Consider the following 24,430-nt stretch of genomic DNA (forward strand, 5'->3'; position numbering starts at 1 on the left):
CCTCCTGTTAATATTTACTCAATTTACCAATTGCTAAATTTTCCTTTGCCTCTTCAATCTTGTTCATAATATGAGTGTCTATCCATCTTCCGTCCCACCATTCCAAGGGATTAACGAACAAACCATTCACCAGAATGGAAAAATGCAAGTGATCTCCAAATGCCAAACCCGTAGTATCAGTGCAAGCGATGCGTTGTCCTTTTTTTACATTTTGTCCCGTTTTTACATATATGTTACCCAAATGTGCATATAGACTAAACAAACCAAAACCGTGATCAACAATTATTGTATTTCCATAAATACCTAAGAAACCTGTCCACTTCACAATACCATCGTTTGCAGCGATAACAGGTGCATTTCTTACAGATGCCAAATCATACCCTAAGTGATGTTCTCTATCTATTTTCCTGCCATTATAAATATAATCTCTTATCTCAAAGGTAGATGTCACTTTGCAACCGCGAGAATGAATAAATCTACCATGCCACAACATCTTTGTTACAGAATCCTGACATACCTTCTCAATCTGTTCATTGTTTTTCTCCCGCATGTTCCTGTTTGCCGAAATAAAAGATTGTAGAAGATTTTGAGGATTAAAATTATCCCCCAAAACCTCCTTAATCTTTCCTTCTATAAATGATTTTGTTACCTTGACATTGCGTCTTTTGGGTTTAAAACTCTCCCAGAAAACAGGCACATGAGCAAGAAATATATTCCCCGCTTTATCTGTAGCTACCGCCGTTGTTCTCCAAATCTTCAGTTTGTTCACAATATCATATCCAAAAAAGCTAAGATAAACATAATCTTCACCAAATAAGGATTTCACAGGATAAGCTTTAAACTTTCTTTCGTTTACTGTCAGATAGACAGAACTCAAATTCTTATCTTTTGCCTGAAATATAGCCACACCCGCTCCGCCAACTTTAACCCTATTCGCTCCACTCAAAATAACTATATGAGGAGAGATGGTGTCTATAACTATTTTCTTTTCTACATTTAGCACATTTCCCCTAAACAAATTTTTTGTGCTGTGATTCCTTACGCGGACAAGTAAATATGCCTTTCCCTGTGGCAACTGCTTCTTTACTTGCAACCTCAAGTTTATACTTTTCATGTCTTTATCTTCAAAATGCCTTTTATACAACTCTATTGGTGTATCTAATGTCATAAGCTTCACTTCAATATCCTTTATCCCCGCTCGTTTATCTTTTATGCTTAAAATAATGGGTTTTTTGTTTGTGAAATACTCCATAGGATACTTAATATTTATAGATATAGGATTTTTCCCTATGGGCACAAATAGATAAACCAAAATACCAATTAGGATTATAACAATAAAAACGGAAATTAGACCCTTTTTCATCTACAATTTTCCTCCATTATTTATGATTTAAATCTGCTTTATACTGGGCTATAAAACTTAATATTTGTTTTTTGGCGACATGGACATTTATCCAGGCATAAATATGAGACTTTCTGCTTAATGAGCAGGAAAGAGAATTGGTCAAAGGAAATTGAGAGATAAGCAAAGAAATAATAGCTAAAAAAATAAGTACTTTTATGGGCCCAAGAACTGCACCCGATATTTTATCCACAAATCCCAGATGGATACTCTTCAAAAACAGTTGGATAAAATAGGAAGCAATAAAAAATAAGATGTAAACTCCGATAAATATTAAAATAAACGCAACAAAAATACCCATAGAAGGAGATATTTGAAATAGCTCTGTTATTTTTTTTGCTACCTGAATATAAAATGTATGTGCTAAAAACAAAGAAAATAAAAGAGAAAACAAACCACACAATTCTCTTGCTAACCCTCTCATTGAGCCTCTTATGGCAAATATAAGAAAAATAAAAACGATTACTATATCAAGAGTCAGCATTTTCAACCCTTATGGTATGAAAGTGCGCATATATAACCATTCCCTTCTTTGCTCCCTTAGGTTTCCTTACATACTTTTTCTGTGTATAATCTACATCCACATAAGCATTCTTGTTTGCACTGTGCACTGCTGCCATTCTCGCTGCCTCCATTATAATGCCCTCAGGCAATTCTTTCAACTTCTTTTCATTCCTTATTACTACATGAGCACCGGGGCAAGCTCTGACATGAAACCAAAAATCAGTGGGATTAGCCATATCCATTGTTACAATATCATTACCAATAGCATTTTTACCTATAAAAGTAGTAAATCCACCTATCTTTAACTGCTCAACAACCTCTTTGGGGTGTACCTTTTTCCGCTTTTTCTCCTGCTTGAGCAAACCTTTCAAACGATTCAACTCTTCTACAGAATGCGCATTTTCTACATCAAATTTAATCTGTTGCAAAAATTCCAACTCTTTTTCTATTCCCTTACCCCTTTTTTCTAAATTGCCCTTTGTTCTATTGAGTTTCTTGTATTTTTTAAAATAATATTGAGCATTCTCTACCAATGTCCTATTCTCTTTGAGCAGAATGGTAATGGGTTTTTGACTGTATATATCTATAACCTGTATATCTTTTAATCCTCTATTAAGAGGCTCAGGAATAGAAAGAAGATTCTCTGCCCATCTTTTATATATTTCCTTCTGTTCACATTCTTTGATGCCCTTCTCGACATCTTTTCTTATTTTACATATTCTTCCCGCTTTCTTATCTATCAGTTTATTTAGTCTTTCTTTCCCTTGCCTCACAACTCCCTGCAAAGGCTTTTCTACATAATATTCCCACAAAATATCAGGTGAAGCTTTTAAAAACATATATGGAAGTTCAATAGGATAAATAAAGTATTTTTTACCATTTGTGTAGAATCTAAATTGTAGATTTTGCTCATCAAATGCACATCTTACATGTCTTATAAATTGTATAAACTCTTCTTTACTTTTCACACAATTATTCAAGAATGCATCCCACCCTAAAATCTGCTTTACTTTTTCCTCTTCGTAAGCTCCTTCTAATTGACTGAGAGAAGATGTAAATAGGTCTAATTCTTTTGAAGGAGGCGGTGTATACTTCGCACCTGGGACGATTTTACGTATGTTTTTCAATATGTGTTTGGCTGATTCCCGTATTTTACCATCTTTATCCGCAATAATGATGTTGCTTCTCTTTTCCATTATTTCTACAATTAATTGGTATATCTCTTTTGCCTCACCCCTTTGTTGTTTGAGAATTAATGTAACTATTCTTTCTGCACCTTTCTGTATTACATCGCTTATTTCAAAGTTCAATAGATGCTTTCTTAAAAAATCAACAAAATTAGTAGATAGACCGTGAGAAATCTTAGAGGTAACGAATATAGATGCATAAACCGGATCTATACTTATGAAAAGATTCTTCCATTCCTTCTTTTTTCTCAAGCAAAATATCCAGGACCTTGTATTAAGCTGAATAATGCTCGTAATACTGAATCCAATAAGATATTTTATCTCCCTTGTTGAGGCTTTAAAACTAAGGGAGTTCATTGCAGGTTTAAAATGTTACAAATATCTTCTTGATCTTTCCATTATTTTTCTTCTCTTGATCGCCTTTTTCCGGGCCGCGAGCATCTTCCTCTTCTTCTTTTCACTGGGTTTCTCATAATATTCGCGTCTTTTAATATCGGATAAAACACCCGCTCGCTCGCATTGCTTTTTAAATCTCCTTAAGGCTTCCTCAAATGACTCATTCTCATATACTACAACACCTGGCACACTTCATCCCCCTTCATTGAAATCTGAAATTATTATAAACAAAAAACCGATTTTGTAAAGCTAAAGAAAATTCATGGGATCAACATCACATATTGTTCTGATGTTGTATTGTATTTTTTCCTGGCTTTCATTGATTCTTTTCAGTGTGTTTTTAACATCATCTGTCTTGATTAAAATATGATATCGGTACTCATTCTTTATCATATATATAGGTGCTTTCACTGGACCATAGATTATTTCCCTTTTTATCTTTTCTTTTAATAATGCGGCAAATTTTTGCGCCTGTTCCCTCAGTTTTTTCTCTCCTCTTCCTCTAAATACAAATCTAATGAGATGAGTAAAGGGTGGATACAGAAGATCTTTTCTATTTTTCAACTCTTCTTCAGCAAATGTTCTCCAATCATATTTCTTTACATACCTAAACAGAGGATTATCAGGATTTAAAGATTGAATAATAACTTTACCAGGCATCTCTCTGCCCGCTCTTCCTGCCACCTGAATAATCAAAGAAACTGCTTTTTCCGTTGCTCGCACATCAGGTGAGGAAAGTAACGCCTCAAAAGATGCAACCACTGCCAGGTTGATATGCGGATAATTATGTCCTTTTGATACCATCTGCGTGCCTACTATTATATCTGCCGTCTTTTCTTCTATTTCTTTCAAAACTCGCTGAAAATCTTTCTTTTTCCTCGTTGTGTCCCTGTCTACGCGTGTAATATGAGCTTGAGGAAATAAACCTTCGAGCGTCTTTTGCACTCTCTCTGTTCCCATTCCGCAGGAAATGAGCTGAAAACCACCGCAGCGAGGACACATATTAGGTAGAGAATAGGTTGCACCGCAGAAATGACACTTAAGAATATGGTCATCTTTATAATATGTCAGAGAAACGCTGCATTTAGAGCAAGTAAATATATAACCACATTCCTTGCAAATAATAAACGAATTAAAACCTCTTCTATTTACAAGCACAATGACGCTTTTTTTGCTGCGCAGTGTGTTTCTTATCTCTCTTTTTGCAGCAGAAGTAATTAATCCTCCTCCTTTTAAAGAAACAATATTCATCTGCGGCAACAGCACATTTTGACTGCGCCCTTTAAATTCAATAAGCTTATACTCGCCATTTTTCGCCTTGTATAAAGACTCCAGAGAGGGAGTAGCAGAAACAAGCATGATGGGAATATGGCTGTCTTTCGCCCGCACAACAGCCACATCTTTAGCATTGTACAAAGGCACGGTTTCTTGTTTATAAGACTCATCCTGCTCATTGTCTACCACAATAAATTTTATGTTCTTCAATGGCATAAACACAGCGGAACGTGTACCAACAAGAACTTTTATTGCTCCTGTCCTTACTCTACACCACACATCAAACCGCTCTTTTGGCGTAAGTCGTGAATGGGTTACAGCCACTACCTTCTTTCCAAATCTTTTAGTAAACAGTTTGACAAGCTGAGGCGTGAGAAATATCTCTGGAACAAGAACGAGAACTGAACCTCCATTTTTTAATGCATACTCAACAAGCCTTAGACAAAGCTCCGTTTTCCCGCTACCTGCTGCGCCAAAGAGTAAAAAAGGTTGAGATACAGACTCTTTAATATAGGGGTTAACTTCACGATATGCTTCTTCCTGTTCCTTTGAAAGTTCACCTTTTTCTCCCCATACTATTTTTGTATTTTCTTCCACATCTATACTTGTTTTTTGAAAGAGCTTTTTAGGAAAAGCACTTTTGATAACCATACCTAAAGGAGCATTATAATATGAGGATGTAAATTGTATGCTTTTCATAAGACCTTCTTCTATCAATGGTTCTTCGTCTATTATTTTTTTTATCTTCTTCGTTTCAAACAACGGATTTTCTACCTTCTCCCATACAATACCTACCTTTTTTTCTCCGCGAAGATCCACTTCTACTCTAACACCTTTTTTTATTTCACTATCATACTCATACACAAAACCATCCTTTATATTAAGAGGAAAAATCACTTTAAAGTAACAAATCATTTCCAAAACCTCCTATTTGGTGTATTATAACCTAAAAATTAGAAAGGGAAAAATGCTTACGAAATTAAGAGAGTCAGTGGACTATATAACAAAAAGAACAGATGGATTTAAACCCTTGGTAGGCATTGTTCTGGGAACAGGATTGAACGATAGTCTAAATATAACTGCAAAATCTTCTATTCCCTACGCCGATGTTCCGCACATGCTTCCATCTACCACTGCAGGACATAAAGGTTGCTTTCTATTTGAAAAGATAGAAAATGTAAATACTGTTTGTATGCAGGGAAGGTTGCATTTTTACGAAGGATACAAGTTGAAGGATATCACTTATCCCATAAGGATTATGGGTCTTTTAGGTATTAAGTTTCTCATCGTAACAAATGCCAGCGGAGGACTGAACCCCTCTTTTTCTGCTCGGGATATAATGGTTATCACCGATCATATAAACTTCTGTGGAGAAAATCCACTGAGAGGAAAAAACACAGAGGAGTTAGGAGAACGCTTTCCTGATATGTGTGAACCTTATGACAAAAAATTATACCTAAAAGCATTAGAAATAGGAGCAAAACAAGGAATAATATTAAGACAGGGAGTCTATGTTTGGGTATGCGGACCATCGATGGAGACACCTGCCGAAACAAGGATGTTGAGACAGGTAGGAGGAGATGCAGTGGGCATGTCCACAGTGCCGGAGGTTATAGTTGCTCGACACATGAATATCAAGGTATTGGGCCTTTCTATCATTTCAAATGTCAATAAACCGGATTGTATGCAACCCGCTCCTATAGAAATGGTGATAGAAAATGCTCGTCTGGCATCCCCAAAGTTGGCTTCGGTTATAAGAAGTATTTTGAAGGAGGCCTTTAATGAATCTATTAATTAAAGGTATCATTGTCACGCCTCAAGATGCAATAGATGGATATGTAGGGATAAAAGGTTCTCAGATTGTCTATGTGGGAAAAGAAAAGAAAAAAGCAAAAAAAACAATAGAAGATCCCCATCTCCTTATTATCCCTGGTTTAATAAATACCCACACCCATTTAGCAATGTCTCTGTTTAGAGGACTGGTTGATGATTTAAAATTAAAAGACTGGTTATACAATTATATTTTCCCACTGGAGAAGAAATTCATCAACAAAAATTCTGTTTATTGGTGCAGCCTGCTATCTATGGTAGAACTTGTAAGGGGTGGTGTAACCACATTTGTAGATATGTATTTTTTTGAAGATGAGGTAGCTCGAGCATGTAAAAATATAGGTATGAGAGGGTTTATAGGAGAAGGGATATTAGATTTTCCTACACCTGATGCAAAAAACTCGGACCAATCCATAGAAAAAACGAAAGAACTATTAGAGAAATTCAAGGAAGACAAGCTTATAAGCATTATTGTAGCACCTCATTCTACCTATACCGTGGAAAGGAAAACACTGGAAAGATGTAAACAGCTAAGTTTAGATAAAGAAATGTTATTTAACATACATGCCGCAGAGACAAAAGACGAAATTAAAATAGTAAAGGAAAAAACAGGAAAAACGCCAATAAAATACCTGAATGATATACATATATTAGATGAATATACTATCTTAGCCCACTGCACCCATGTTACAGACCAGGAGATAGAAATGTTAAAAGAAAAAAGGTCAACAGTTTGTTGTGTTCCAGAAAGTAATATGAAACTTGCCTCTGGCATTGCACCTGTCTGGAAAATGATAAAAAATAATGTGAATGTAACCATAGGTACAGATGGCAGCGCAAGTAATAACAATTTGGACCTGTTTCAGGAAATGGATACAATATCTAAAGTGCAGAAGCTTTACACTATGGATTCCACTGCAATGGATGCAAAAAATACCTTATTTTTAGCTACAGCAAATAGCGGGAAAGCGCTTCATAAAAAAATAGGCAAAATAGAGGAAGGTTATATCGCAGATTTAGCGATTATAGATTTAAATGATATAAACCTTATACCATATTTTAATCCTTATTCTCATCTCATCTATTCTGCTTCAGCTTCTAATGTGAAAATGACAATAATTAATGGGAAAATTATCTATGAAAATGGCAGGATGGTTACCGTGGACGAAGAAGAAATAAAACAAAAGGTAAGAGAAATTGCATCAAAGGTTGCTAAAGGTTAAATCTTTCGCCAAGTTAAACCTGTTTTTGTATGTACTGAGCAAAAGAGAAGATGGTTACCACGAACTATTTTCTCTCTTAAACAAAATAGACCTACATGATGTACTGTTGTTTAAAAAATCAAATAGAATTATAGTGAACTCCAATATAAAGGAGCTATGCGGAAGGGAAAATATCGTATACAAAGTGGCTTCATTTTTAAAGAAGCATTTTGACATAGATGAGGGAATAGAAATCTATGTGGACAAACATATTCCTGTAGGCAGCGGTTTAGGTGGAGAAAGTAGCAACGCCGCCTATACACTATTGGCACTAAACAAGATATGGCACTTGAAAATGAGCAAAGAAGAAATGATAAAAATATCTCTCCTCTGGGGCAGCGACATTCCCTTTTTTATTTCTGCCAATGCTGCGCTGCTTAAAGGAAGAGGCGAACTTGTTCATCCCTTAAGAGTGAAAGGCAAACACTTCGCTTTAATTGTATTTCCAGAAATTCCTGTATTTACCAAAGATGTATATGCAGGAAAAATCCAGTTGACAAACAAGATATTTGCCCATAGAATTTCAACGAATGTTTTCCGGGAAAATGACATAAATATGAGGTGTATTCTTAAGTACATGCATAACGATTTGGAACACAGTGCTTTTTCTCTTTATCCCAAACTAAAACAATATAAGGAGAAAGCAGAAAAACAATTAGGAAAAAATCTTATCATGTCTGGTAGTGGTTCGGCATTTTTCACTATACTATTCCAGGATGAGGAGGTGCAAAAGGCAGTAAACAAATGTAAGATGTTGCAAAAAGAAGGTATAAACTGTGTTAAAGTAAAGCTTTTATGTTAAAGGATGGAGAGAATGGAAATTACAGAAGTAAGGATTAATTTAGTGGAAGGAGATGAAAAGTTATTAGCTTTCGCTACGGTAACTTTTGATAACTGTTTTGTAGTTAGAGACCTAAAGGTTATTAATGGGAAAAGAGGGTATTTCGTAGCTATGCCTTCTAAAAGAATGAAGGATGGAAGTTTTAGAGATATCGCTCATCCTTTAAATAACGAAACGAGGAAAAAATTAGAAGAGAGAGTTATTCAAGAATATGAGAAAGTGAAAGGAAGCGAAAAAGGAAGCGAAGAAGAAAATGTAGGAAACATTGCAGAAGTGGAAACTAACGATTAATTGGGGTGTAGCCAAGTGGCAAGGCACGGGACTTTGAATCCCGCATTCGGTGGTTCGAATCCACCCGCCCCAGCCAAAAAAATATTTATCTTTAAGGAAACGGGTATTTAAATGTGGAGATTTTGAAATGAAGCTTATTACGGGCAATGGAAATAGAGAATTAGCGGAGGAAATCAGTGATTACTTGAATATTCCTCTCGCCCCTACTATTGTTAATACTTTTAGCGATGGGGAGATAAATGTACGAATTGAAGAAAGTGTAAGAGGTGATGATGTTTATGTTATTCAATCTCTCTCCCGCCCCGTGAGTAAGAACATATTGGAAATGCTCATTATCATAGATGCATTGAAGAGAGCATCTGCTGGGTCCATTACGGCAGTTATGCCTTATTACGCTTACGCTAGACAGGATAGAAAGGTAGAACCGCGAGCACCTATCACTGCGAAATTAATTGCTGATTTGCTCACGGCCTCCGGGGCAAGCCGAGTCTTATGTATGGACTTGCATGTAGGTCAAATTCAAGGTTTTTTCAACATCCCGGTAGATCATTTGTATGCATTTCCAATTATATTGGATTATATTAAATTAAATATGTTAGATAATTTGGCTATTGTTTCACCGGATGCAGGTGGTGTAGAAAGAGCAAGAAGCTATGCCCGAAAGCTTAACGCATCCCTGGCTATCATAGATAAAAGGAGACCTGAACCCAATGTCTCGGAAGTATTGCATGTTATAGGAAAAGTAAAAGGAAAAACTGCAATAATAGTAGATGATATGATAGATACAGGCGGAACATTGGTCAATGCAGCAGAGGCACTGGAAGAGGCGGGAGTAGAAAAAGTATACGCTTGCTGTACCCATCCTGTTCTTTCCGGTAATGCTATTGAGAAAATAGAGAATTCTCCCATAGAGAAATTAATCGTTACCAATACCATTAAGCTTCCTGCAGATAAAACATCATCTAAGATCAAAGTGCTGTCTGTAGCTTCGCTATTTGGAGAAGCCATAAAAAGAATATCCAACAAAGAATCGGTAAGCTCGCTTTTTTTATAAATCTTCAAAGGAGAAGAAAATGAATGTTCACTTGAGAAAAGAAACAGGCAAGGGTTACGCTAAAAGGTTGCGTAAAGAGGGGATGATTCCTGCCGTCATATATGGCTGGGAAAAAGAAAGCAAATCCTTAGAGGTAAACGAAGAAGAATTTACCAAATTCTATGGAAATAGCGCAAAAAATACCATATACAAACTGAACATAGAAGGCGAAGAAATAGATGCAATTCTAAAAAATATACAAAGAAACCCTGTAACAGACAAAATAATACACGTAGATTTTTATCAAATCTCTCCAGAGCGAATGATACAGGTAGATGTACCTGTAGAACTTATGGGTGAAGCAATAGGAGTAAAGAGAGGTGGAAATTTTTATCAGCCGAGAAAGTATATTAAGGTCACTGCCTATCCTCAAGATGTGCCTTCTTCTCTTCAGACAGATATAAGTTCATTGGATATTGGAGATACAATTCATGTTATGGATTTAGATCTACCAAAAGGAGTGCAAATAAAGGAAAAAAGAAATTTCACCATTGTAGCCATTTTAGGTAGAGAAGAAGAGGAAAAAGAAGAGGAGGAAGAAGAGGAAAAAGAAGAGGAGGAAGAAGAGGAAAAGATTACAAAAGAGGAAACAGAAAAATAAGAAGTGTTTCTAGTAGTTGGCTTAGGAAATATTGGATCTGATTATGCAAAAACACGCCATAATGTAGGGTTTGTGTTGGCGGATAAGTTTTGCGGCTGTTTAAACTTAAGTTTTTTATATCGGGCAGATATTTCCTCTTCTTGCGCAATTGGTAAAAAGGTTATACTAATAAAACCAGCAACATGGGTAAACCTAAGCGGGGAAGCGGTGGAACAAGCAGTAAGTGTATTTTCTCCAGAAGAGATTATTCTGATTCATGATGATATGGATATACCCTTGGGAAGTTTAAAAATAAAAAAAGGCGGAGGAGACGGCGGCCATAAAGGTGTGCGTTCTGTTATCCAACATATCGGCGAAGATTTTATTAGAATAAGGATAGGCATAGGTAAACCCAGAGGTGATGTAGTAAATTATGTATTGGGAGAATTTACAAAAGAGGAAAAAATTGTAATAGAACAGGTGATAGATGTAGCAATACATGCTATATTAGATATTGTGGAAAATGGGTTAAGTTATGCAATGAATAAATATAATTCACACATAGAGGTCAAGCAAGATGAAGGAATATAATGTAGCTGTTGTAGGCGCCACCGGTATGGTAGGCGAAGAGATGGCTTTAATTTTAGAAGAGCGTAATTTTCCCATAAAGAAAATAAATTTTCTTGCCTCTGAAAAGTCTGTGGGAAAAACTATACATTTCAAAGGTAAAGGAGTACCGGTAAATGTATTGGACAAAAATTCCTTTAGAGGAATAGATGTTGCCCTCTTCTCGGCAGGAGGAAAAGTAAGTAAAGAATATGCACCTATCGCCGTAAAAAGCGGAGCAGTGGTAATAGACAACACCAGTTATTTCCGTATGGATGAGGATGTACCGCTGGTTGTCCCAGAAGTAAACCCAGAAGACATTGCTCAATATAAAAACAGAGGAATAATCTCCAATCCCAACTGTTCTACTATTCAAATGGTAGTAGCATTAAAGCCTATTTATGATAACTTTGGCATAAAAAGGATAGTAGTAGCTACATATCAAGCAACATCAGGAGCAGGCAAAAAAGCAGTAGATGAACTTATATATGAGACAAAAGCATTTTTTGAGTTTAAACTTAGCGATTATAAACCTGTGGCTTTCCCCCATAAAATTGCATTTAACTGTCTCCCGCATATAGATGTATTCCTTGAAGATGGTTACACGAAAGAAGAAGAAAAAATGGTAAATGAGACAAGAAAAATATTCCATAACAAAAATATAAAAATTACAGCCACATGTGCAAGAATACCGGTTATTAGAAGCCATTCAGAGGCGATAAATGTAGAAACAAAAAAGGTATTTGACATAGAAAAACTAAAACAGCTAATTGCTTCTCAGGAAGGTTGTAAATTGCTTGACAACCCGGATAATTCACTTTATCCGCTGGCACTTGATGCATCCGGGAAGGATGAAGTCTTCGTAGGTAGAATAAGGATAGACAAATCGATAAAAAACGGTATAAATATGTGGGTAGTTTCTGATAACTTAAGAAAAGGGGCGGCACTTAATGCAGTGCAAATTGCAGAAAGACTTACAGAACAATATTTATAGGAGGAAAAAATGGAATTTAAAAAAGTAGACATAAAAACAATTATGGTACCTACCGACCTTTCGGAAAATGCAGAGTATGCACTCTTATTTGCTAAAAGTGTGGCGGAGAAATTGGGAGCAAGGCTTATTGTTTATCATTGTTTAACAGATATAGACAAATCTATTGGTTATGTCCCGGGCCTTCCCGGCGAACAGATAGAAAAGAGCTTGCGTGATGAAGCAATGAAAGAACTTACAACCTTGAAAAATAGATATCAATTAGGCTCTGATGTAGAAATCGTGGTGGAAAAGGGAGAGGCTTATAGAAAAATTGTGGATTTCGCTCAGTCTCGCCATGTAGATCTTATAATCATAGGTGCACGAGGAAAAACAAAGCTGGAAAAATTCATCTTCGGCAGTGTAACAGAGAAAGTGGTCAGGATATCTGATATTCCTCTGCTGGTGGTTAAAATACCAAAGGAGTAATTACTACTTTTCCTGTTCTTTATTCTTTTCTATAATTTTTTGCGCTAACGAAGGCGGTACTTCTTCGTAGGTACTAAATTTCATTGTAAAGTATCCTTCCCCCTGTGTGATAGCGCGTAATGCGAGGGCATATTCCAATGTTTCCACATGAGGAGCAATTGCCTTTATACAATTATATCCCTCTCCTTGAGAATTCATCCCAATCACTTTTCCTCGGCGAGAATTAAGATCACTAACTACATCACCAGTGCACCTATCCGGCACATATATTTCTATTTCCATCATGGGTTCTAAAAGAACAGGTTTGCAGTTGTTGATGCCTTCTTTAAAAGCAATAGAACCAGCCATTTGAAAGGCAACATCTGAAGAGTCAACGGGATGATACATGCCGTCATACAACGTTATTTTCACATCGGTCATAGGGTAATTAGCTAATACTCCTTTTTGTATTGCAGCCTTTATTCCTTTTTCTACAGAAGGTATAAATTGTCGAGGAATAGTACCTCCTGTAATCTTGTCTACAAACTCAAACCCCCCTCCTCTAGGCAAGGGTTCAATTTCTATCCAGCAATCACCAAACTGTCCATGACCACCGGTCTGTTTCTTGTATCTTCCATGAGACTTTGCTTTTTTTTTGATTGTCTCTCTGTATGCAATTTTTGGTATAGTAAGTTCAGTGTCCACACCGAATTTGTTTTTCAGTTTAGATGCTGTTATTTCAAGATGCATTTTGCCCATTCCCTTCAGTAAAAATTCCTGCGTTTCTATATTTTTCTCAAAAACCAGCGACGGATCTGATTCTATTATCTTAGATACTGCGGTACCGATTTTCTCTTCATCGCCCTTAGATTTCGCGTGAACAGCATATGAAATTTGAGGGATAGGTGTATCCACAAAATCATATCTTACAGAATTGCCCTTTTCAACCAATGTGTCTCCTGTTTGAGTAACTTTTAGTTTAAGACAAGCGACAATTTCTCCTTGTTCTGCATTCTCTACAGAAGTTGTGTTTTTCCCCTGTAATTTCATCAATGTACCTATTCTCTCTGTTGTATCTTTATTTACATTAAAATAAACGGTATCCGAGTTGATAGTCCCTGTACATACTTTCATACAGCTGATTTTACCCGTTAAAGGATCATTGTAGGTTTTAAAAACTAACACAGACGGCTTCTCAATTTTTTCTTGCTGCGGTAGATAATCTATAATACCAGAAAGAATAACATCCGTGCCTATACCTTTTAAAGCAGATACAGGAAAAACAGGTGTAATTTTTAGATTTTGTATTGCCTTTTTTAGTGTTTTCAGGAGTTCTTTTTCATCAATAACTTCCCCTTCTAAATACTTCTCTAAAAGTTCATCATTCTCCTCTACTGTTGCTTCTACAATTTTTGATCTAAAATCATCAAACTTTTCTTTTTCTGCATCCGGGATTGCCACCTCCTGTTTCTTTCCATCCTTATAACTATAGGCTTTCTGAGCCATTACATCTATAATACCCCCAAATTCTGCTTCTTTTCCTAATGGCAAAAACAAGGGCATTGCCTTTGGCGCAATATTTTGCTTGATAGCAGAAAGTGTATTGTAAAAATCAGCATGTTCCTTATCCAGCATGCTTATCGCAATAAAGCTCAGTTTTTGCTTTTGCATAAGCCATTTAAAAAACTTGTTTGTTTCTGCTTTTATCCCACTTAATGCATCTACAAGCAGCAATGCACCATCAGCCACTCTTGCTCCGCAAAATGCATCAGTAATAAAATCTCCATACCCTGGTGTGTCTATAATATCTATGCGATGTCCTTCCCAATCTGTATATCCTATTGCCAATTGTAAGGAAAGCTTTCTCTGTATCTCTTCATTGTCAAAATCCATCGTCGTATTTCCATTATCCGTACTACCTTTTCTACTTATTTTTTTAGCAAGAAATAAAATATCCTCTACCAATGTTGTTTTCCCGCTTCCTCTTCCACCTAACACAACTATGGTTCCCTTCTCACTCATATATCAGCCCCCATTCTTAAAAACTTATTCCATAATGGACAATCTCTCTTCTTGAAAAATGAACAGCCCAAACATTTCTGCTCAAAATATTTGTTATCTTTTTCTGATTCCTCTCTAATCTGGCGTAAGCTTTTTGATTTACTGATAAATAAATCTATTTCGTTTTTTGTCATTTTCAGTTTTTCCAACCATTCCTGCAAAAGGTCAGCATACTCGGGATGATTTATGCTGTTGCTTTTCATGATTTTATCCTGCAAATTATATACACCTGTAATTTCTGTTATGTCTATTACCTGTGAAGTAAAGTGCGCCTCCACCGCTGACAAAATATATACACCGGGTTTAATTTCTTTATAATTTTTACCATCTGTTTTGCAGTATCCAATAAGGAAATCATGATAGCCATATCGCACTCTAAACAAAAAGTACGCCATGGCATATTCCTGTATAAGCTCACTAATTTCCTCAAAGTAGAAAAGATAATCTATCTGCCCATCATTCCTATATCCCTCAAGATACGGACCATTTTCTATCTCCCCTTTTCTTCGTGGGTAACAGTGAAGAATATCTCTTACAATTATGCCATTTTCCTTAACAATCCTGCATCCTTCTGGGAACAACGGAAGAGGATAAAATGGAGAAGAAATCAACAGCGTTTCCATAAAATTTCTCCTTTCTTATTAAAATAACAATATACCAAAATTACACCAACAATAAATGCAATTGCTGCACCTTTCCCTAAATAAGAGTGTACGACCTTCCATTCTCTACCTGCAAAATAACCTAAAAAAACATATATAGATGCCCAGCACACTCCACCTGCTACATTATATATAAGAAATGTCTTGTATCTCATATGTGCAATACCAGCTACAAAGGGGGCAAACGACCTCAAGACAGAAGCAAATCGCCCAAAGAAAATTGTCTTTCCGCCATGATTACTAAAAAAAGCTCTTACAATACGATAGTATTTCTCGTTGAACAAAAAATACTTCCCATATTTTATTATCACAGGTTTACCAATTTTCCGTCCTAAAAAATACCCGAAACTATCTCCTAATATCGCACCAGATAGAGAAACAACAACAGTTAAATAGAAGTTTAGTATACCCTGCGATGCAAAAACACCGCCTAATACAACTGCCATTTCCCCAGGAACAATTAGTCCCGCAAAAGCTGATGATTCCAAAAAGGTCAATACAAATATAGCACCTTCACCGTATCGCGATACCCACTCTATTGCTGTGTTTGTCATGTTCAACATCAGATGCTTTTATTATAAGTGAAATATAGATTTATATCAAGCAATTCTGCGAAGTAGAATTGCTTGCAAACACTATAAACATTATTTAAATTTAAATTTTACATTTAACAAATTTCCACTTATAATAAACACATTATGGAGAATCCACTTTTAACAACTAAAGAAGTATCAAAATATTTAAAAATCAACGAAAAAAAAGTATATCAACTGATAAAAGAAGGAAAAATTCCCTGCACAAGAATCGCCGGAAAATGGCTTTTTCCTAAAGAATCCATAGAAAAATGGATTAGAGAAAGCGTGGAAAGTGAAAAAGATATATTTATTGCTGGCAGTGATGATTTAATCTTAAAACAACTGATAAATAAATATATAGAAAAAAACTTTCCTCAATCATTGGCTTATTATGCAGATGTAGGCAGCCTTAAAGGCATCCTTGCTTTGTCCTGTGGAAAGGCATTTATCGCCGCCACCCACCTGTTTGATGCAGAAACAGGAGAATACAATCTTCCTTATCTTTCCAAATATCTGCAAAATGAAGAGTATACGGTGATCAATCTCTCTTATAGAAATCAGGGGCTCATCGTAAATAAGGGAAATCCTCTGGAGATAAAAGAAATAGGAGATATAGCCAAAAAGAAAGCACACTTTATTAATCGCAATCCGGGCTCAGGCACCAGGGTTTTATTTGATTATTATTTAAACAAGTTAAGCATAAACCCCGAAGACATAATAGGTTATAAAGACGAGGTAAACAAACATCTTGATGCAGGTTTGAAGATTCTTCATGGAGAAGCAGATGTAAGCTTAGGGATTGAATCTGTTTCCGATATTCTCCAATTGGATTTTATCCGCATCACACAGGAACGGTTTGATCTTGTCATCTCCAAACAACACCTCTACACAAAGCCGGTGAGGGATTTTCTTTCCCTTATAGATCCTGTATTTATACATACCCTGTTTAAAAAACCCACTGGTTACGACCTCAGGGATACGGGGAAAATCATCTATCATTCTTAAATCATGTAAAAAAATATGTTACTTGACAAGCACTTTGTGCTTGCAAGTGATTTTGCAAGGCAAAATTACTTGACAAACGCGAGCTTGCAAGGGAATTCTCTAAAAGAGAATTCCCTTGACAAATCTTGTTCACAGCCTATATTGACCCTTCGGATTTTGAATAAAGTTTCAAAGGAGTGCGTATGGAAGATTTAGAGGTTTTGTATTGTGGCTTCTGCCCCATTTGCAGAAGACCGGTGGAGAAAATATCAAGTGTAAAGTTTCACTGCCCTTCATGTCAAAAAACATGGCATTTGCATGTGCCCGGTAGGAAAACGCTGGAGAGTATAGAAGATAAAGCAAAGAACTGGAAAAAAGCCTCATAATCTATTTTTCTCTTTCCCCAAATATTTTTGTGCCTATACGAACGATATTAGCACCCTCTTCTATGGCAATCTGGTAGGAATTCGTCATTCCCATAGACAAATATTTCATCTCTACATTAGGAATGTTGAGCCTCTCTATCTTATCAAATATCTTTTTCGTCCCTATAAAGTAAGGCCTGGAGTCTTCCGGATTGCCAAAACGAGGTCCCATTGTCATAAGTCCCATTATCTTCATATTTTTAAGTTGAGCAACTTTCCTGATTAAACTTTCTACATCTTCTGGCATCACACCTGACTTTTGCGGTTCTCTGCCACTGTTTACCTCTATCAAGACAGGCATTATTTTATTAATACTTTTACATCGTTTATCTATTTCTTCTGCTATTTCCACTGAATTAATAGTCTCTATCATATCAAATATTTCTAAGTTTTTCCTCTTTAAAAGATCATGTTTCTGCGTTTCAGGAGTTCCAATAAAATGCCACTTTGCTTTTTTCCCTATTACGGGGTAAACTTTTTTCACATCTCTCATGTAGTTTTCCCCAACAATTTTTATTCCCGCTTTAACCGCTTCCAATACTTCTTCTGCTGTTCTTGTTTTTGCTGCCGCTTCCAATTCCACACCTTGTGGTATCTCTTCCAACAACTTTTTTACATTTTCTCTAATCATCCCAACACCCCCTCAATTACTTTATTGAGTTTTTATACCTGCGTCAAGTTGCTAAAATTCTCAGATTATTTTAAAATAAAGATATGATTTTACCTAAGCCTGTAATAGGTCTTGCCTTAGCTGGAGGTGGAGCAAAAGGCATAGCCCATATTGGTGTAATAGAAATACTTGAAGAAGAAGGCATAAACATAGATAGAATTGCAGGAACAAGCATAGGTGCAATCATAGGCGCAATGTATGCCTTGAATCCTAATGTTTGTCTGTTAAAACAAAAAATAAAAGAGATGGCTAGTTTGGATGCATACCAAAAATTGGCATTGGGAAAATTCAAACCAAGAAAAGGCGAAACATGGTTTGATAAATGGGTGAATAGGTTTCAGGAAGGTGCGTTATTTACAGAGCTGCTTACCAAGAACGCTCTTCTCTCAAAAAAGGAAACAGACGAAATTTTCCATCATATATTTGGTGAAAAAACTTTTAATGACACAAAAATTCCCTTTGCCAGCACAGCCCTTGACCTTTTAACAGGCAAAGATGTAATAATGAAAAAAGGAAACCTGTGGGAAGCGGCAAAAGCCAGTACTGCTATACCTGCTATTTTCCCACCCGTAAAACGAAAAGATACATTATTAGTCGATGGCGGCGTGACAACTAATATACCTGTTAAATTAGCGTTTGATCTGGGTGCAAATATTGTAATTGCCGTGATGCTCAAAAATAAACCTTCCCCACCAGGGAAACTAAATACAGCATTGGAAATATATATGCGTAGTGAGGAACTTGCACAAATCAAACTCTGCAAAATACTTTCGAAAAAAGCAGACATTATTATAAAACCTGATGTAAGGGAAGTTCATTGGACAGATTTTAATAAAATAGACTTTTGTATAAAAAAGGGCAAAGAAGCAACAAAAAAACACCTAAAACAAATAAAAGCGGTAATTTCAAGGGAATACCTTGTCTATAAAAAACTGTTTGGTAAACATAAAAGTTTATAACTGCAAAGGGTTTGCAAGCTCAAATCTCCTTGAGATTTAAGCTTGACAAACCGGACAGAAATAACAACTTCTCCCTGCTATAATCTCTCTTTTAAGCTTATGATTTTTATTCCGGGGACATCTCATGTCTCTACCTCGATGAACAATGAGCCAGGATGAATCAAAATACATATTACAATCAATTGCTTCTTTTAATACCATTTTCATACTCTTGTATAGTTTTTCTCTTTGCTCTGAACCGATAGTTTCAATATTTTTATGAGGATTTATCTTAGCTTTAAATAATATTTCATCAGAATAAACATTTCCAATTCCGGCAATATCCCTTTGATCTAATAAAAAGGCTTTTATGTTCTTTCGCTGGTGTTTATCTAAGATTTTGAAAAAGTCCTTTTTAGAAATGGTCAAGGGTTCTGGCCCCATTTCTTTTATCAGCTTTATCTCCTCTGGGTCTTTTACTAAATAGATTTTACCTAACTTTCTTATACTAAGCCACTTAAGTTCATATCCATTCTCAAATTTTATAACGAGACGGGTAAACCTATCTTTTTTTGTTCTTTGTTTCACATAGTGCAAATCTCCTGTCATTCCAAAATGAAATATAAGTTTTTCAGGAACATCCTTAATCTCACAGATCAAAAACTTCCCTCTCCTGTTAACATCTATAAAACTTCTCCCTACAAGCTTACTCTTTAAATCTTTAAAATTTATATTTTTAATCAAATCTTTACAGCTGCATTGAACATCAGCGATAACTTTATCGAGGGAGCTTTCCTCAAAATATGTTTTAAAAGATTCAACATCTGGTAATTCTGGCATTGTCTCTACAAAAATTCCTAATTTTTGCAAGCAATTCTACGAAGTAGAATTGTCTCTACAATTGCAAGCTTAAATCTCTTTGAGATTTATGTGTCTCATATATTAAATTTCCTCTATTGCACTTTTAAAAGAATTGAAACGCAGATCGGGTAATTTAGTTATATCAAAGAATTTTACATCCTGAGCGTCATCTCCAGCAATTGGCGTTCCACCATTCAATTCAACAAGATACATGATAACTAATATATCTCCATAGATTTTTGCACTTTCCCTATATACTCCGAGCAACCTTTCTACTTCTCCAGACATACCAGTTTCTTCCTTCAGTTCTCTTAAAACAGCTTTTTCCGGAGTTTCCCCCAGCTCCACAAAACCAGAGGGAGGCGCCCAAATTCCTTTTCCTGGCTCAACTCCTCTTTTGATCAATAAAACTTTATCTTCTTTTACAGCAATGGCACCAACAGAAGGCAAGGGATTTTTATAGTTAATAAAAGCACAATAGGGACAATATTTCCTCTCCTTACCATTAAAAATTCCTACTTTAAGAATATTCCCGCAAATTGGACAATACTTATATTCTTCCATGTTTATCTTGCAGCTTTTTCAACAAAATGCCGCAATAAGCCAAAACTTGCACCTCTTACTATATAAGAATCTACAACAAATGTCGGGGTGCCGTTGGAATGCAGTGTTTTAAGCATTTCCTTTTCGTTTGCTTCTATGATATTTTTGGTTTTCTTGCTCTGTGCTATTTTAACCAACTTTGCATAATCAATCTTATTCTTTTTACAATAATCCTTTATTTTTCCTACTATTTCTTCTTTTTTTCGATTGGCGTTTAAGAAAAGCAGAGAAGAAATGTCCTGTCTAAAATGAGACATGGCAATGAACATCTCAGTTAGAAAACGGTTTTTTTCAGTGGTATGAATTAGAACCGGTTTTATATAAACATCTACAGGCCATTTTTCTTCTTTGACCAGGCTTAAAACCCCATCTCGGCTTATCCTGCAATAAGGACACTCAAAATCAAGATACATAACAATATTAAATTTAGAATTGTTTGCCTTGTGAACTATTACAGCATTTTTGACAGACACACTAATTTTGTTTTTTTCAGCAAGGGCAGCAGAAAGAATGGGATAATGATTTTTCCCCTCAACTTGAATCGCACTGGTAATAACCATATCTCCGTTAGAAGCAAAAGGCATGATCTTTTGTTGTTTATCCTTCTTTAAAGTAATGGTTACTAGATGAAATCCCTGAAGTCCAGATATTTTGCCTTCATCTTTTACTTTTACCTCTATTCCTCTTGCAGAATATTGTTTTATTTGCTTTTCAAAAATAGAGTTAACCGCCTCTTTGGGCGAAGCTGCATAAACCAAAACTGGCAACATAAGTATTGCTAACACCAAACAAAATTTTAAAAAATGTCGCTTCAAATCTATGATTTGTGTCATAAAAACCCCTTATAAATTAAGATTTACTTTCCTTAAAACTATCACTCAAATAACGATGAATTTCATCTAAAGCAGGAGGAGCTATATAAAAAACCTCTATGTCGGATGGAAACTGAAACTGATTGTTTTCTAAAACAAATAACAATCCTGCCTCCCCATCTTGAAGCGTTTCGGCTATTTTGTTTACGACATATTCGTTTCTCTTTTCAGCAGCCTTATTATAAGCCTCAGAAACAATCTTCGTCGCATTCTGGCTCTCAACACCTATCATCATACACCGTTGCCAATCTAAGGTTTCCTTTAATGTTTCGTCATCTTCTACAGCAAAAAGTTTTACTCCCCTATCCAACATCTCTTTAACGATCTTAAAACTGCTCTGGTTTAAATTTTCAATTATTTTCAATCCCTCTTCTCCTTCCTTTGAAACAAACTCATGATAAATGTTTTTGACCTGCCCCATCTTAAGTTCCAAATTTTCTATTTGTTCTTTAGCCTGTTTCCAGTAGTCCTCAAATTTTTTCTCATACTCCTCTTGCTTCTCCTTAACATCCAATCCTGTCATTGAAGATATAAGCGGAACAAGATATAACCTTTTCTTATCCTTAAACTTTTCAACTGAAGGTTTTTTTACCTTACCTAATTCTGGCATATCATCCTCCTTTAATTGTTTTATTCCAGATGTTTTTTACCTGCTTAAAGGTATCATTTTGTGTTCCTCTATTGTCTATAATAATCTGTGCCTTTTTCTTCTTCTCCTCTATATCCATCTGTAACTTTAATCTCTTTTCTGCTCCTTCTTCAGAAATCTTATTTCTTTCCATTATTCTTTTTATCTGTGTCTTTCTATCTACATAGACCACAATAATCGTATCAAACATATTTTCCATCTTTTTTTCATAAAGTAAAGGAACATCATATATAATAACCGCATCTTTATCCTTTTTCTTCACATTTTCTATAAATGCATCTCTCATCTCTGCTATCTTGGGATGAACGACACTCTCTAAAAATCTTAATTCTTTTCTATCGTTTATTACAATCCTGCCCAATTTTTTCCTGTCTACTTCTCTATTTTTATTTAATATATCACTTCCAAAATGTTTTAACAACTTCTGATAAACATCCTTTTGATATAATGTTTTATGAGACAATTCATCCGCATCCAATGTATATGCACCCAATTCTTCAAACATCTTTCTTACTGTAGTTTTGCCCGAAGCGATACCGCCAGTAAGGCCAATGAACCTCATATTATAAAAATTCCTTCAAGGGACATACATCACACCGAGGATTTCTCTTACAGTATGTTTTACCCAACTCAACAATTAACGCATGATAATTCTTATATAATTCAATATCTAAAGGAATGTTCTCCATAAATAATTTTTGTATCTCATCATAGCCCAATGCAGACATAACTTTGTGTCTGTGAACTAATCTTTTGGTATATGCATCAACCACAAAAAAGGGACAAGAAAGAACATACAACAAGATAGAATCTGCCGTTTCTTTACCTATGCCTTTAATGGAAAGAAATTCCAAACGCAACTCTTCACAAGAATATTTTTTTAACCCCGAAAAGCCCTTTTTATGGTGTAACCAAGATGCAAAATTTTTTAAATATTGTGCCTTGGAATTGAAAAAACCTGCGGGTGAAATAAGTTTCTTTATCTTTTCTTCTTCTACACTAAAAATAGCAGAAAAACTACACAGGTTTACCTGTTTTAAGTTTTGAATTGCCTTTTCTACATTTTTCCAGGCTGTATTCTGAGTAAGAATAGCGCCAATTGCTATCTCATCATCCGTTTCCCCTGGCCACCAGTTCTGATGACCAAAAGCAGAGAACAATTTTTCATAAATAAAAATAAGATCAGGCATTTTTCCAATATTGGGTTAGTTTTTTCTTCACTTCCTTAGGCTTAACAATGGTAACAGGTATAGGAGATTTTCTTGTCACTTTTACAGCTACACTACCCACAAACATCTCCTTTAACATTCCTTTACCATGTGAAGAAATAATTATATGATCTATCTTTTTCTCAATAGCTGTTTTAACAATCTCATCCGAGGGTTCACCTAATCTTATAATGTGTTTTACATCTAAGCCTTGTTCTTTAAATTTTTTCTCTATATCCCCCAGTCTTTTTTCTGCCTCTCGCTGAATGATACCCTGCAGCTCTGCTGCACTGGTATAGATCGCAGAAATAATACCCCTAATATCTACTACATAAACAAGGATAATGTTTCCCTTTCTTAGTTGTTCATTCTGCATAATAAACTCTACTGCCTCCAGAGATACTTCAGAAAGATCAGTAGGAATAAGGATTTTCATCTTTCAACTCCTTTTTATTTTTTAACTTATGGTATCAAATTTTGCAATTATAAACAACATTGTTAAATAGTAATCGTATGTTAAATTAATACCAGACCACTTTATTAACTTCCTGCTGGTTTGTTATGTAAAACGCCTTGAAATTCTAAAAGCCCCGCCTGTTTCATTAAAGGAAAAAGATTATAATTATGGGAAAATAATAAAGATAGACAAAGATGCCTTTTATATCTGTTGTAAAGATGGTGCTTTAAAAGTAGAACAAGTTCAAATGGAAGGCAAAAAGGTTATGGATGCCTCTTCCTTTTGAGCAATACGGTAATGACGACTGGTAAAAAATTGATAGGAACGTGAACTCGATATTTGTCGCAAATGTGGAATATTCTGGAGTATTCCACGGGGGGAAATTGATGGTTGATAGAAAAGCCATAAACTAATTATTCTGAGGCAAAAGAAAAGAATATTAGCCTCTGGATTACACCTCCTGTCATTCCGTGCTTGACACGGAATCTGGAGTCTGGATTCCCGCATTCGCGGGAATGACACAAATCATAGATTTGGTCGTAAAAATTCCCTTAAAATTTTATGACACAAATCGCAGATTTGGTCGTAAAAACTGGAGGTTTTTACGACAGAAAAAAGGGAATCCTGCTGATTGACTCATCCTTACTTTTTGAAAAGACCAAAAAGTAACAAAAAGTCTTCTTGCCAATGAAAATTTATTAAAAATGCTTATATTATGCTAAAAAAACAAAACTCACTAACACTCAAACATTGTTTTTTC

Annotated in this window: 29 protein-coding genes and 1 tRNA gene; 14 read left to right on the top strand and 16 right to left on the bottom strand. The window is 35.6% G+C overall.

Annotated elements, in window-relative coordinates:
- Positions 1-7: 7 nt before the first annotated feature.
- The 5 genes from J7J10_04815 to priA are packed head-to-tail and all read right to left on the bottom strand — an operon-like array spanning position 8 to position 5,679.
- Positions 8-1,363 carry a M23 family metallopeptidase gene (locus J7J10_04815; protein MCD6130253.1) on the bottom strand — a complete coding sequence of 452 codons (1,356 nt, stop codon included), beginning with the start codon at positions 1,361-1,363 and terminating at the stop codon, positions 8-10.
- Positions 1,364-1,379: 16 nt separating this feature from the next.
- On the bottom strand, positions 1,380-1,886 hold the full coding sequence (locus tag J7J10_04820) for a CvpA family protein (protein MCD6130254.1): 507 nt from the start codon (positions 1,884-1,886) through the stop codon (positions 1,380-1,382).
- Positions 1,873-3,450, bottom strand: coding sequence for an NFACT family protein (locus J7J10_04825; protein ID MCD6130255.1), 1,578 nt, complete (start codon positions 3,448-3,450; stop codon positions 1,873-1,875). The genes J7J10_04820 and J7J10_04825 overlap by 14 nt, the downstream gene beginning before the upstream one ends.
- Positions 3,451-3,465: 15 nt before the next feature.
- A complete protein-coding gene (locus J7J10_04830) occupies positions 3,466-3,678 on the bottom strand; it encodes a 30S ribosomal protein S21 (GenBank protein MCD6130256.1) in 213 nt (70 codons plus the stop codon).
- A gap of 60 nt (positions 3,679-3,738) precedes the next feature.
- The gene (gene priA / locus J7J10_04835) at positions 3,739-5,679 is read right to left on the bottom strand and encodes a primosomal protein N' (protein ID MCD6130257.1); all 1,941 of its coding nucleotides are present in this window, start codon (positions 5,677-5,679) and stop codon (positions 3,739-3,741) included.
- 52 nt (positions 5,680-5,731) lie between these two features.
- On the opposite strand from priA, the gene J7J10_04840 reads away from it, so the two are divergent.
- From J7J10_04840 to J7J10_04885, 10 genes are all read left to right on the top strand, one after another.
- Entirely contained in the window at positions 5,732-6,562 is an 831-nt protein-coding gene (locus J7J10_04840; GenBank protein ID MCD6130258.1) for a purine-nucleoside phosphorylase, read from the top strand.
- On the top strand, positions 6,546-7,817 hold the full coding sequence (locus tag J7J10_04845) for an amidohydrolase (GenBank protein ID MCD6130259.1): 1,272 nt from the start codon (positions 6,546-6,548) through the stop codon (positions 7,815-7,817). The genes J7J10_04840 and J7J10_04845 overlap by 17 nt, the downstream gene beginning before the upstream one ends.
- Positions 7,804-8,658, top strand: a complete 855-nt coding sequence (gene ispE, locus J7J10_04850) for a 4-(cytidine 5'-diphospho)-2-C-methyl-D-erythritol kinase (protein MCD6130260.1) — start codon at positions 7,804-7,806, stop codon at positions 8,656-8,658. Before J7J10_04845 ends, ispE begins: the two co-directional genes overlap by 14 nt.
- Before the next feature lie 12 nt (positions 8,659-8,670).
- Positions 8,671-8,988, top strand: coding sequence for a septation regulator SpoVG (gene spoVG, locus J7J10_04855; protein MCD6130261.1), 318 nt, complete (start codon positions 8,671-8,673; stop codon positions 8,986-8,988).
- 1 nt (position 8,989) lies between these two features.
- Positions 8,990-9,064: transfer RNA gene (locus J7J10_04860), tRNA-Gln, on the top strand.
- Between the two features lie 51 nt (positions 9,065-9,115).
- The gene (locus tag J7J10_04865) at positions 9,116-10,042 is read left to right on the top strand and encodes a ribose-phosphate pyrophosphokinase (protein MCD6130262.1); all 927 of its coding nucleotides are present in this window, start codon (positions 9,116-9,118) and stop codon (positions 10,040-10,042) included.
- A 19-nt stretch (positions 10,043-10,061) separates the two neighbouring features.
- Complete coding sequence (locus tag J7J10_04870; protein MCD6130263.1) at positions 10,062-10,682, top strand: 50S ribosomal protein L25/general stress protein Ctc; 621 nt, start codon at positions 10,062-10,064, stop codon at positions 10,680-10,682.
- Positions 10,683-10,685: 3 nt separating this feature from the next.
- Positions 10,686-11,252 carry an aminoacyl-tRNA hydrolase gene (locus J7J10_04875; GenBank protein ID MCD6130264.1) on the top strand — a complete coding sequence of 189 codons (567 nt, stop codon included), beginning with the start codon at positions 10,686-10,688 and terminating at the stop codon, positions 11,250-11,252.
- A complete protein-coding gene (locus tag J7J10_04880; protein ID MCD6130265.1) occupies positions 11,239-12,261 on the top strand; it encodes an aspartate-semialdehyde dehydrogenase in 1,023 nt (340 codons plus the stop codon). The genes J7J10_04875 and J7J10_04880 overlap by 14 nt, the downstream gene beginning before the upstream one ends.
- 9 nt (positions 12,262-12,270) lie before the next feature.
- A complete protein-coding gene (locus J7J10_04885; protein ID MCD6130266.1) occupies positions 12,271-12,726 on the top strand; it encodes a universal stress protein in 456 nt (151 codons plus the stop codon).
- A 3-nt stretch (positions 12,727-12,729) separates the two neighbouring features.
- Here J7J10_04885 and J7J10_04890 read toward each other — a convergent pair whose 3' ends face one another.
- From J7J10_04890 to J7J10_04900, 3 genes are read right to left on the bottom strand one after another with little or no spacing between them, the layout of a single operon-like run.
- On the bottom strand, positions 12,730-14,727 hold the full coding sequence (locus J7J10_04890) for an elongation factor G (GenBank protein MCD6130267.1): 1,998 nt from the start codon (positions 14,725-14,727) through the stop codon (positions 12,730-12,732).
- On the bottom strand, positions 14,724-15,389 hold the full coding sequence (locus J7J10_04895) for a hypothetical protein (GenBank protein ID MCD6130268.1): 666 nt from the start codon (positions 15,387-15,389) through the stop codon (positions 14,724-14,726). Before J7J10_04895 ends, J7J10_04890 begins: the two co-directional genes overlap by 4 nt.
- Complete coding sequence (locus J7J10_04900; protein MCD6130269.1) at positions 15,374-15,874, bottom strand: DedA family protein; 501 nt, start codon at positions 15,872-15,874, stop codon at positions 15,374-15,376. Before J7J10_04900 ends, J7J10_04895 begins: the two co-directional genes overlap by 16 nt.
- Before the next feature lie 252 nt (positions 15,875-16,126).
- On the opposite strand from J7J10_04900, the gene J7J10_04905 reads away from it, so the two are divergent.
- Both J7J10_04905 and J7J10_04910 read left to right on the top strand, forming a co-directional pair.
- Positions 16,127-17,008, top strand: a complete 882-nt coding sequence (locus tag J7J10_04905) for a helix-turn-helix transcriptional regulator (protein ID MCD6130270.1) — start codon at positions 16,127-16,129, stop codon at positions 17,006-17,008.
- 182 nt (positions 17,009-17,190) lie between these two features.
- Entirely contained in the window at positions 17,191-17,373 is a 183-nt protein-coding gene (locus tag J7J10_04910; GenBank protein ID MCD6130271.1) for a hypothetical protein, read from the top strand.
- Position 17,374: 1 nt separating this feature from the next.
- Here J7J10_04910 and J7J10_04915 read toward each other — a convergent pair whose 3' ends face one another.
- The gene (locus tag J7J10_04915) at positions 17,375-18,043 is read right to left on the bottom strand and encodes a YggS family pyridoxal phosphate-dependent enzyme (GenBank protein MCD6130272.1); all 669 of its coding nucleotides are present in this window, start codon (positions 18,041-18,043) and stop codon (positions 17,375-17,377) included.
- 83 nt (positions 18,044-18,126) lie between these two features.
- Between J7J10_04915 and J7J10_04920 the strand changes: the two genes are divergently transcribed.
- Positions 18,127-19,041: a patatin-like phospholipase family protein gene (locus J7J10_04920; protein ID MCD6130273.1), complete on the top strand. Its 915-nt coding sequence runs from the start codon at positions 18,127-18,129 to the stop codon at positions 19,039-19,041.
- A gap of 36 nt (positions 19,042-19,077) precedes the next feature.
- Here the strand turns inward: J7J10_04920 and J7J10_04925 are convergent, their stop codons facing one another.
- The 7 genes from J7J10_04925 to J7J10_04955 form a co-directional block, all read right to left on the bottom strand.
- Entirely contained in the window at positions 19,078-19,860 is a 783-nt protein-coding gene (locus J7J10_04925; GenBank protein ID MCD6130274.1) for an Fpg/Nei family DNA glycosylase, read from the bottom strand.
- A gap of 102 nt (positions 19,861-19,962) precedes the next feature.
- Positions 19,963-20,445, bottom strand: a complete 483-nt coding sequence (locus J7J10_04930) for an NUDIX hydrolase (GenBank protein ID MCD6130275.1) — start codon at positions 20,443-20,445, stop codon at positions 19,963-19,965.
- Between the two features lie 2 nt (positions 20,446-20,447).
- The gene (locus J7J10_04935; protein ID MCD6130276.1) at positions 20,448-21,317 is read right to left on the bottom strand and encodes a thioredoxin domain-containing protein; all 870 of its coding nucleotides are present in this window, start codon (positions 21,315-21,317) and stop codon (positions 20,448-20,450) included.
- Between the two features lie 16 nt (positions 21,318-21,333).
- Positions 21,334-21,966 carry a hypothetical protein gene (locus J7J10_04940; GenBank protein ID MCD6130277.1) on the bottom strand — a complete coding sequence of 211 codons (633 nt, stop codon included), beginning with the start codon at positions 21,964-21,966 and terminating at the stop codon, positions 21,334-21,336.
- A 1-nt stretch (position 21,967) separates the two neighbouring features.
- Positions 21,968-22,567, bottom strand: a complete 600-nt coding sequence (locus J7J10_04945; protein MCD6130278.1) for a dephospho-CoA kinase — start codon at positions 22,565-22,567, stop codon at positions 21,968-21,970.
- A gap of 1 nt (position 22,568) precedes the next feature.
- Positions 22,569-23,195, bottom strand: coding sequence for an endonuclease III domain-containing protein (locus tag J7J10_04950; GenBank protein ID MCD6130279.1), 627 nt, complete (start codon positions 23,193-23,195; stop codon positions 22,569-22,571).
- The gene (locus tag J7J10_04955; GenBank protein MCD6130280.1) at positions 23,188-23,649 is read right to left on the bottom strand and encodes a universal stress protein; all 462 of its coding nucleotides are present in this window, start codon (positions 23,647-23,649) and stop codon (positions 23,188-23,190) included. Before J7J10_04955 ends, J7J10_04950 begins: the two co-directional genes overlap by 8 nt.
- 88 nt (positions 23,650-23,737) lie before the next feature.
- Here J7J10_04955 and J7J10_04960 point away from each other — a divergent pair, with 88 nt between their 5' ends.
- Positions 23,738-23,956 (top strand): hypothetical protein, encoded by a 219-nt coding sequence (locus tag J7J10_04960; protein ID MCD6130281.1) that lies wholly within the window; start codon positions 23,738-23,740, stop codon positions 23,954-23,956.
- Positions 23,957-24,430: the final 474 nt, after the last annotated feature.

The organism is Deltaproteobacteria bacterium (assembly GCA_021159305.1).
GTDB lineage: Bacteria > Campylobacterota_A > Desulfurellia > JAGGSF01 > JAGGSF01 > JAGGSF01.

What these genes read in the sequence shown, in the direction of transcription:
- J7J10_04865 (MCD6130262.1), top strand. Translation starts at nt 9,116, where the DNA reads ATGAAGCTTATTACGGGCAATGGAAATAGAGAATTAGCGGAGGAAATC.
- J7J10_04815 (MCD6130253.1), bottom strand. Translation starts at nt 1,363, where the DNA reads ATGAAAAAGGGTCTAATTTCCGTTTTTATTGTTATAATCCTAATTGGT.
- J7J10_04820 (MCD6130254.1), bottom strand. Translation starts at nt 1,886, where the DNA reads ATGCTGACTCTTGATATAGTAATCGTTTTTATTTTTCTTATATTTGCC.
- J7J10_04840 (MCD6130258.1), top strand. Translation starts at nt 5,732, where the DNA reads ATGCTTACGAAATTAAGAGAGTCAGTGGACTATATAACAAAAAGAACA.
- J7J10_04925 (MCD6130274.1), bottom strand. Translation starts at nt 19,860, where the DNA reads ATGCCAGAATTACCAGATGTTGAATCTTTTAAAACATATTTTGAGGAA.
- J7J10_04935 (MCD6130276.1), bottom strand. Translation starts at nt 21,317, where the DNA reads ATGACACAAATCATAGATTTGAAGCGACATTTTTTAAAATTTTGTTTG.
- J7J10_04870 (MCD6130263.1), top strand. Translation starts at nt 10,062, where the DNA reads ATGAATGTTCACTTGAGAAAAGAAACAGGCAAGGGTTACGCTAAAAGG.
- J7J10_04915 (MCD6130272.1), bottom strand. Translation starts at nt 18,043, where the DNA reads ATGATTAGAGAAAATGTAAAAAAGTTGTTGGAAGAGATACCACAAGGT.
- J7J10_04930 (MCD6130275.1), bottom strand. Translation starts at nt 20,445, where the DNA reads ATGGAAGAATATAAGTATTGTCCAATTTGCGGGAATATTCTTAAAGTA.
- J7J10_04920 (MCD6130273.1), top strand. Translation starts at nt 18,127, where the DNA reads ATGATTTTACCTAAGCCTGTAATAGGTCTTGCCTTAGCTGGAGGTGGA.
- J7J10_04910 (MCD6130271.1), top strand. Translation starts at nt 17,191, where the DNA reads ATGGAAGATTTAGAGGTTTTGTATTGTGGCTTCTGCCCCATTTGCAGA.
- J7J10_04950 (MCD6130279.1), bottom strand. Translation starts at nt 23,195, where the DNA reads ATGCCTGATCTTATTTTTATTTATGAAAAATTGTTCTCTGCTTTTGGT.
- J7J10_04890 (MCD6130267.1), bottom strand. Translation starts at nt 14,727, where the DNA reads ATGAGTGAGAAGGGAACCATAGTTGTGTTAGGTGGAAGAGGAAGCGGG.
- J7J10_04945 (MCD6130278.1), bottom strand. Translation starts at nt 22,567, where the DNA reads ATGAGGTTCATTGGCCTTACTGGCGGTATCGCTTCGGGCAAAACTACA.
- J7J10_04885 (MCD6130266.1), top strand. Translation starts at nt 12,271, where the DNA reads ATGGAATTTAAAAAAGTAGACATAAAAACAATTATGGTACCTACCGAC.
- J7J10_04845 (MCD6130259.1), top strand. Translation starts at nt 6,546, where the DNA reads ATGAATCTATTAATTAAAGGTATCATTGTCACGCCTCAAGATGCAATA.
- J7J10_04825 (MCD6130255.1), bottom strand. Translation starts at nt 3,450, where the DNA reads ATGAACTCCCTTAGTTTTAAAGCCTCAACAAGGGAGATAAAATATCTT.
- priA (MCD6130257.1), bottom strand. Translation starts at nt 5,679, where the DNA reads ATGATTTGTTACTTTAAAGTGATTTTTCCTCTTAATATAAAGGATGGT.
- J7J10_04900 (MCD6130269.1), bottom strand. Translation starts at nt 15,874, where the DNA reads ATGGCAGTTGTATTAGGCGGTGTTTTTGCATCGCAGGGTATACTAAAC.
- J7J10_04955 (MCD6130280.1), bottom strand. Translation starts at nt 23,649, where the DNA reads ATGAAAATCCTTATTCCTACTGATCTTTCTGAAGTATCTCTGGAGGCA.
- J7J10_04940 (MCD6130277.1), bottom strand. Translation starts at nt 21,966, where the DNA reads ATGCCAGAATTAGGTAAGGTAAAAAAACCTTCAGTTGAAAAGTTTAAG.
- J7J10_04905 (MCD6130270.1), top strand. Translation starts at nt 16,127, where the DNA reads ATGGAGAATCCACTTTTAACAACTAAAGAAGTATCAAAATATTTAAAA.
- spoVG (MCD6130261.1), top strand. Translation starts at nt 8,671, where the DNA reads ATGGAAATTACAGAAGTAAGGATTAATTTAGTGGAAGGAGATGAAAAG.
- J7J10_04895 (MCD6130268.1), bottom strand. Translation starts at nt 15,389, where the DNA reads ATGGAAACGCTGTTGATTTCTTCTCCATTTTATCCTCTTCCGTTGTTC.
- J7J10_04880 (MCD6130265.1), top strand. Translation starts at nt 11,239, where the DNA reads ATGAAGGAATATAATGTAGCTGTTGTAGGCGCCACCGGTATGGTAGGC.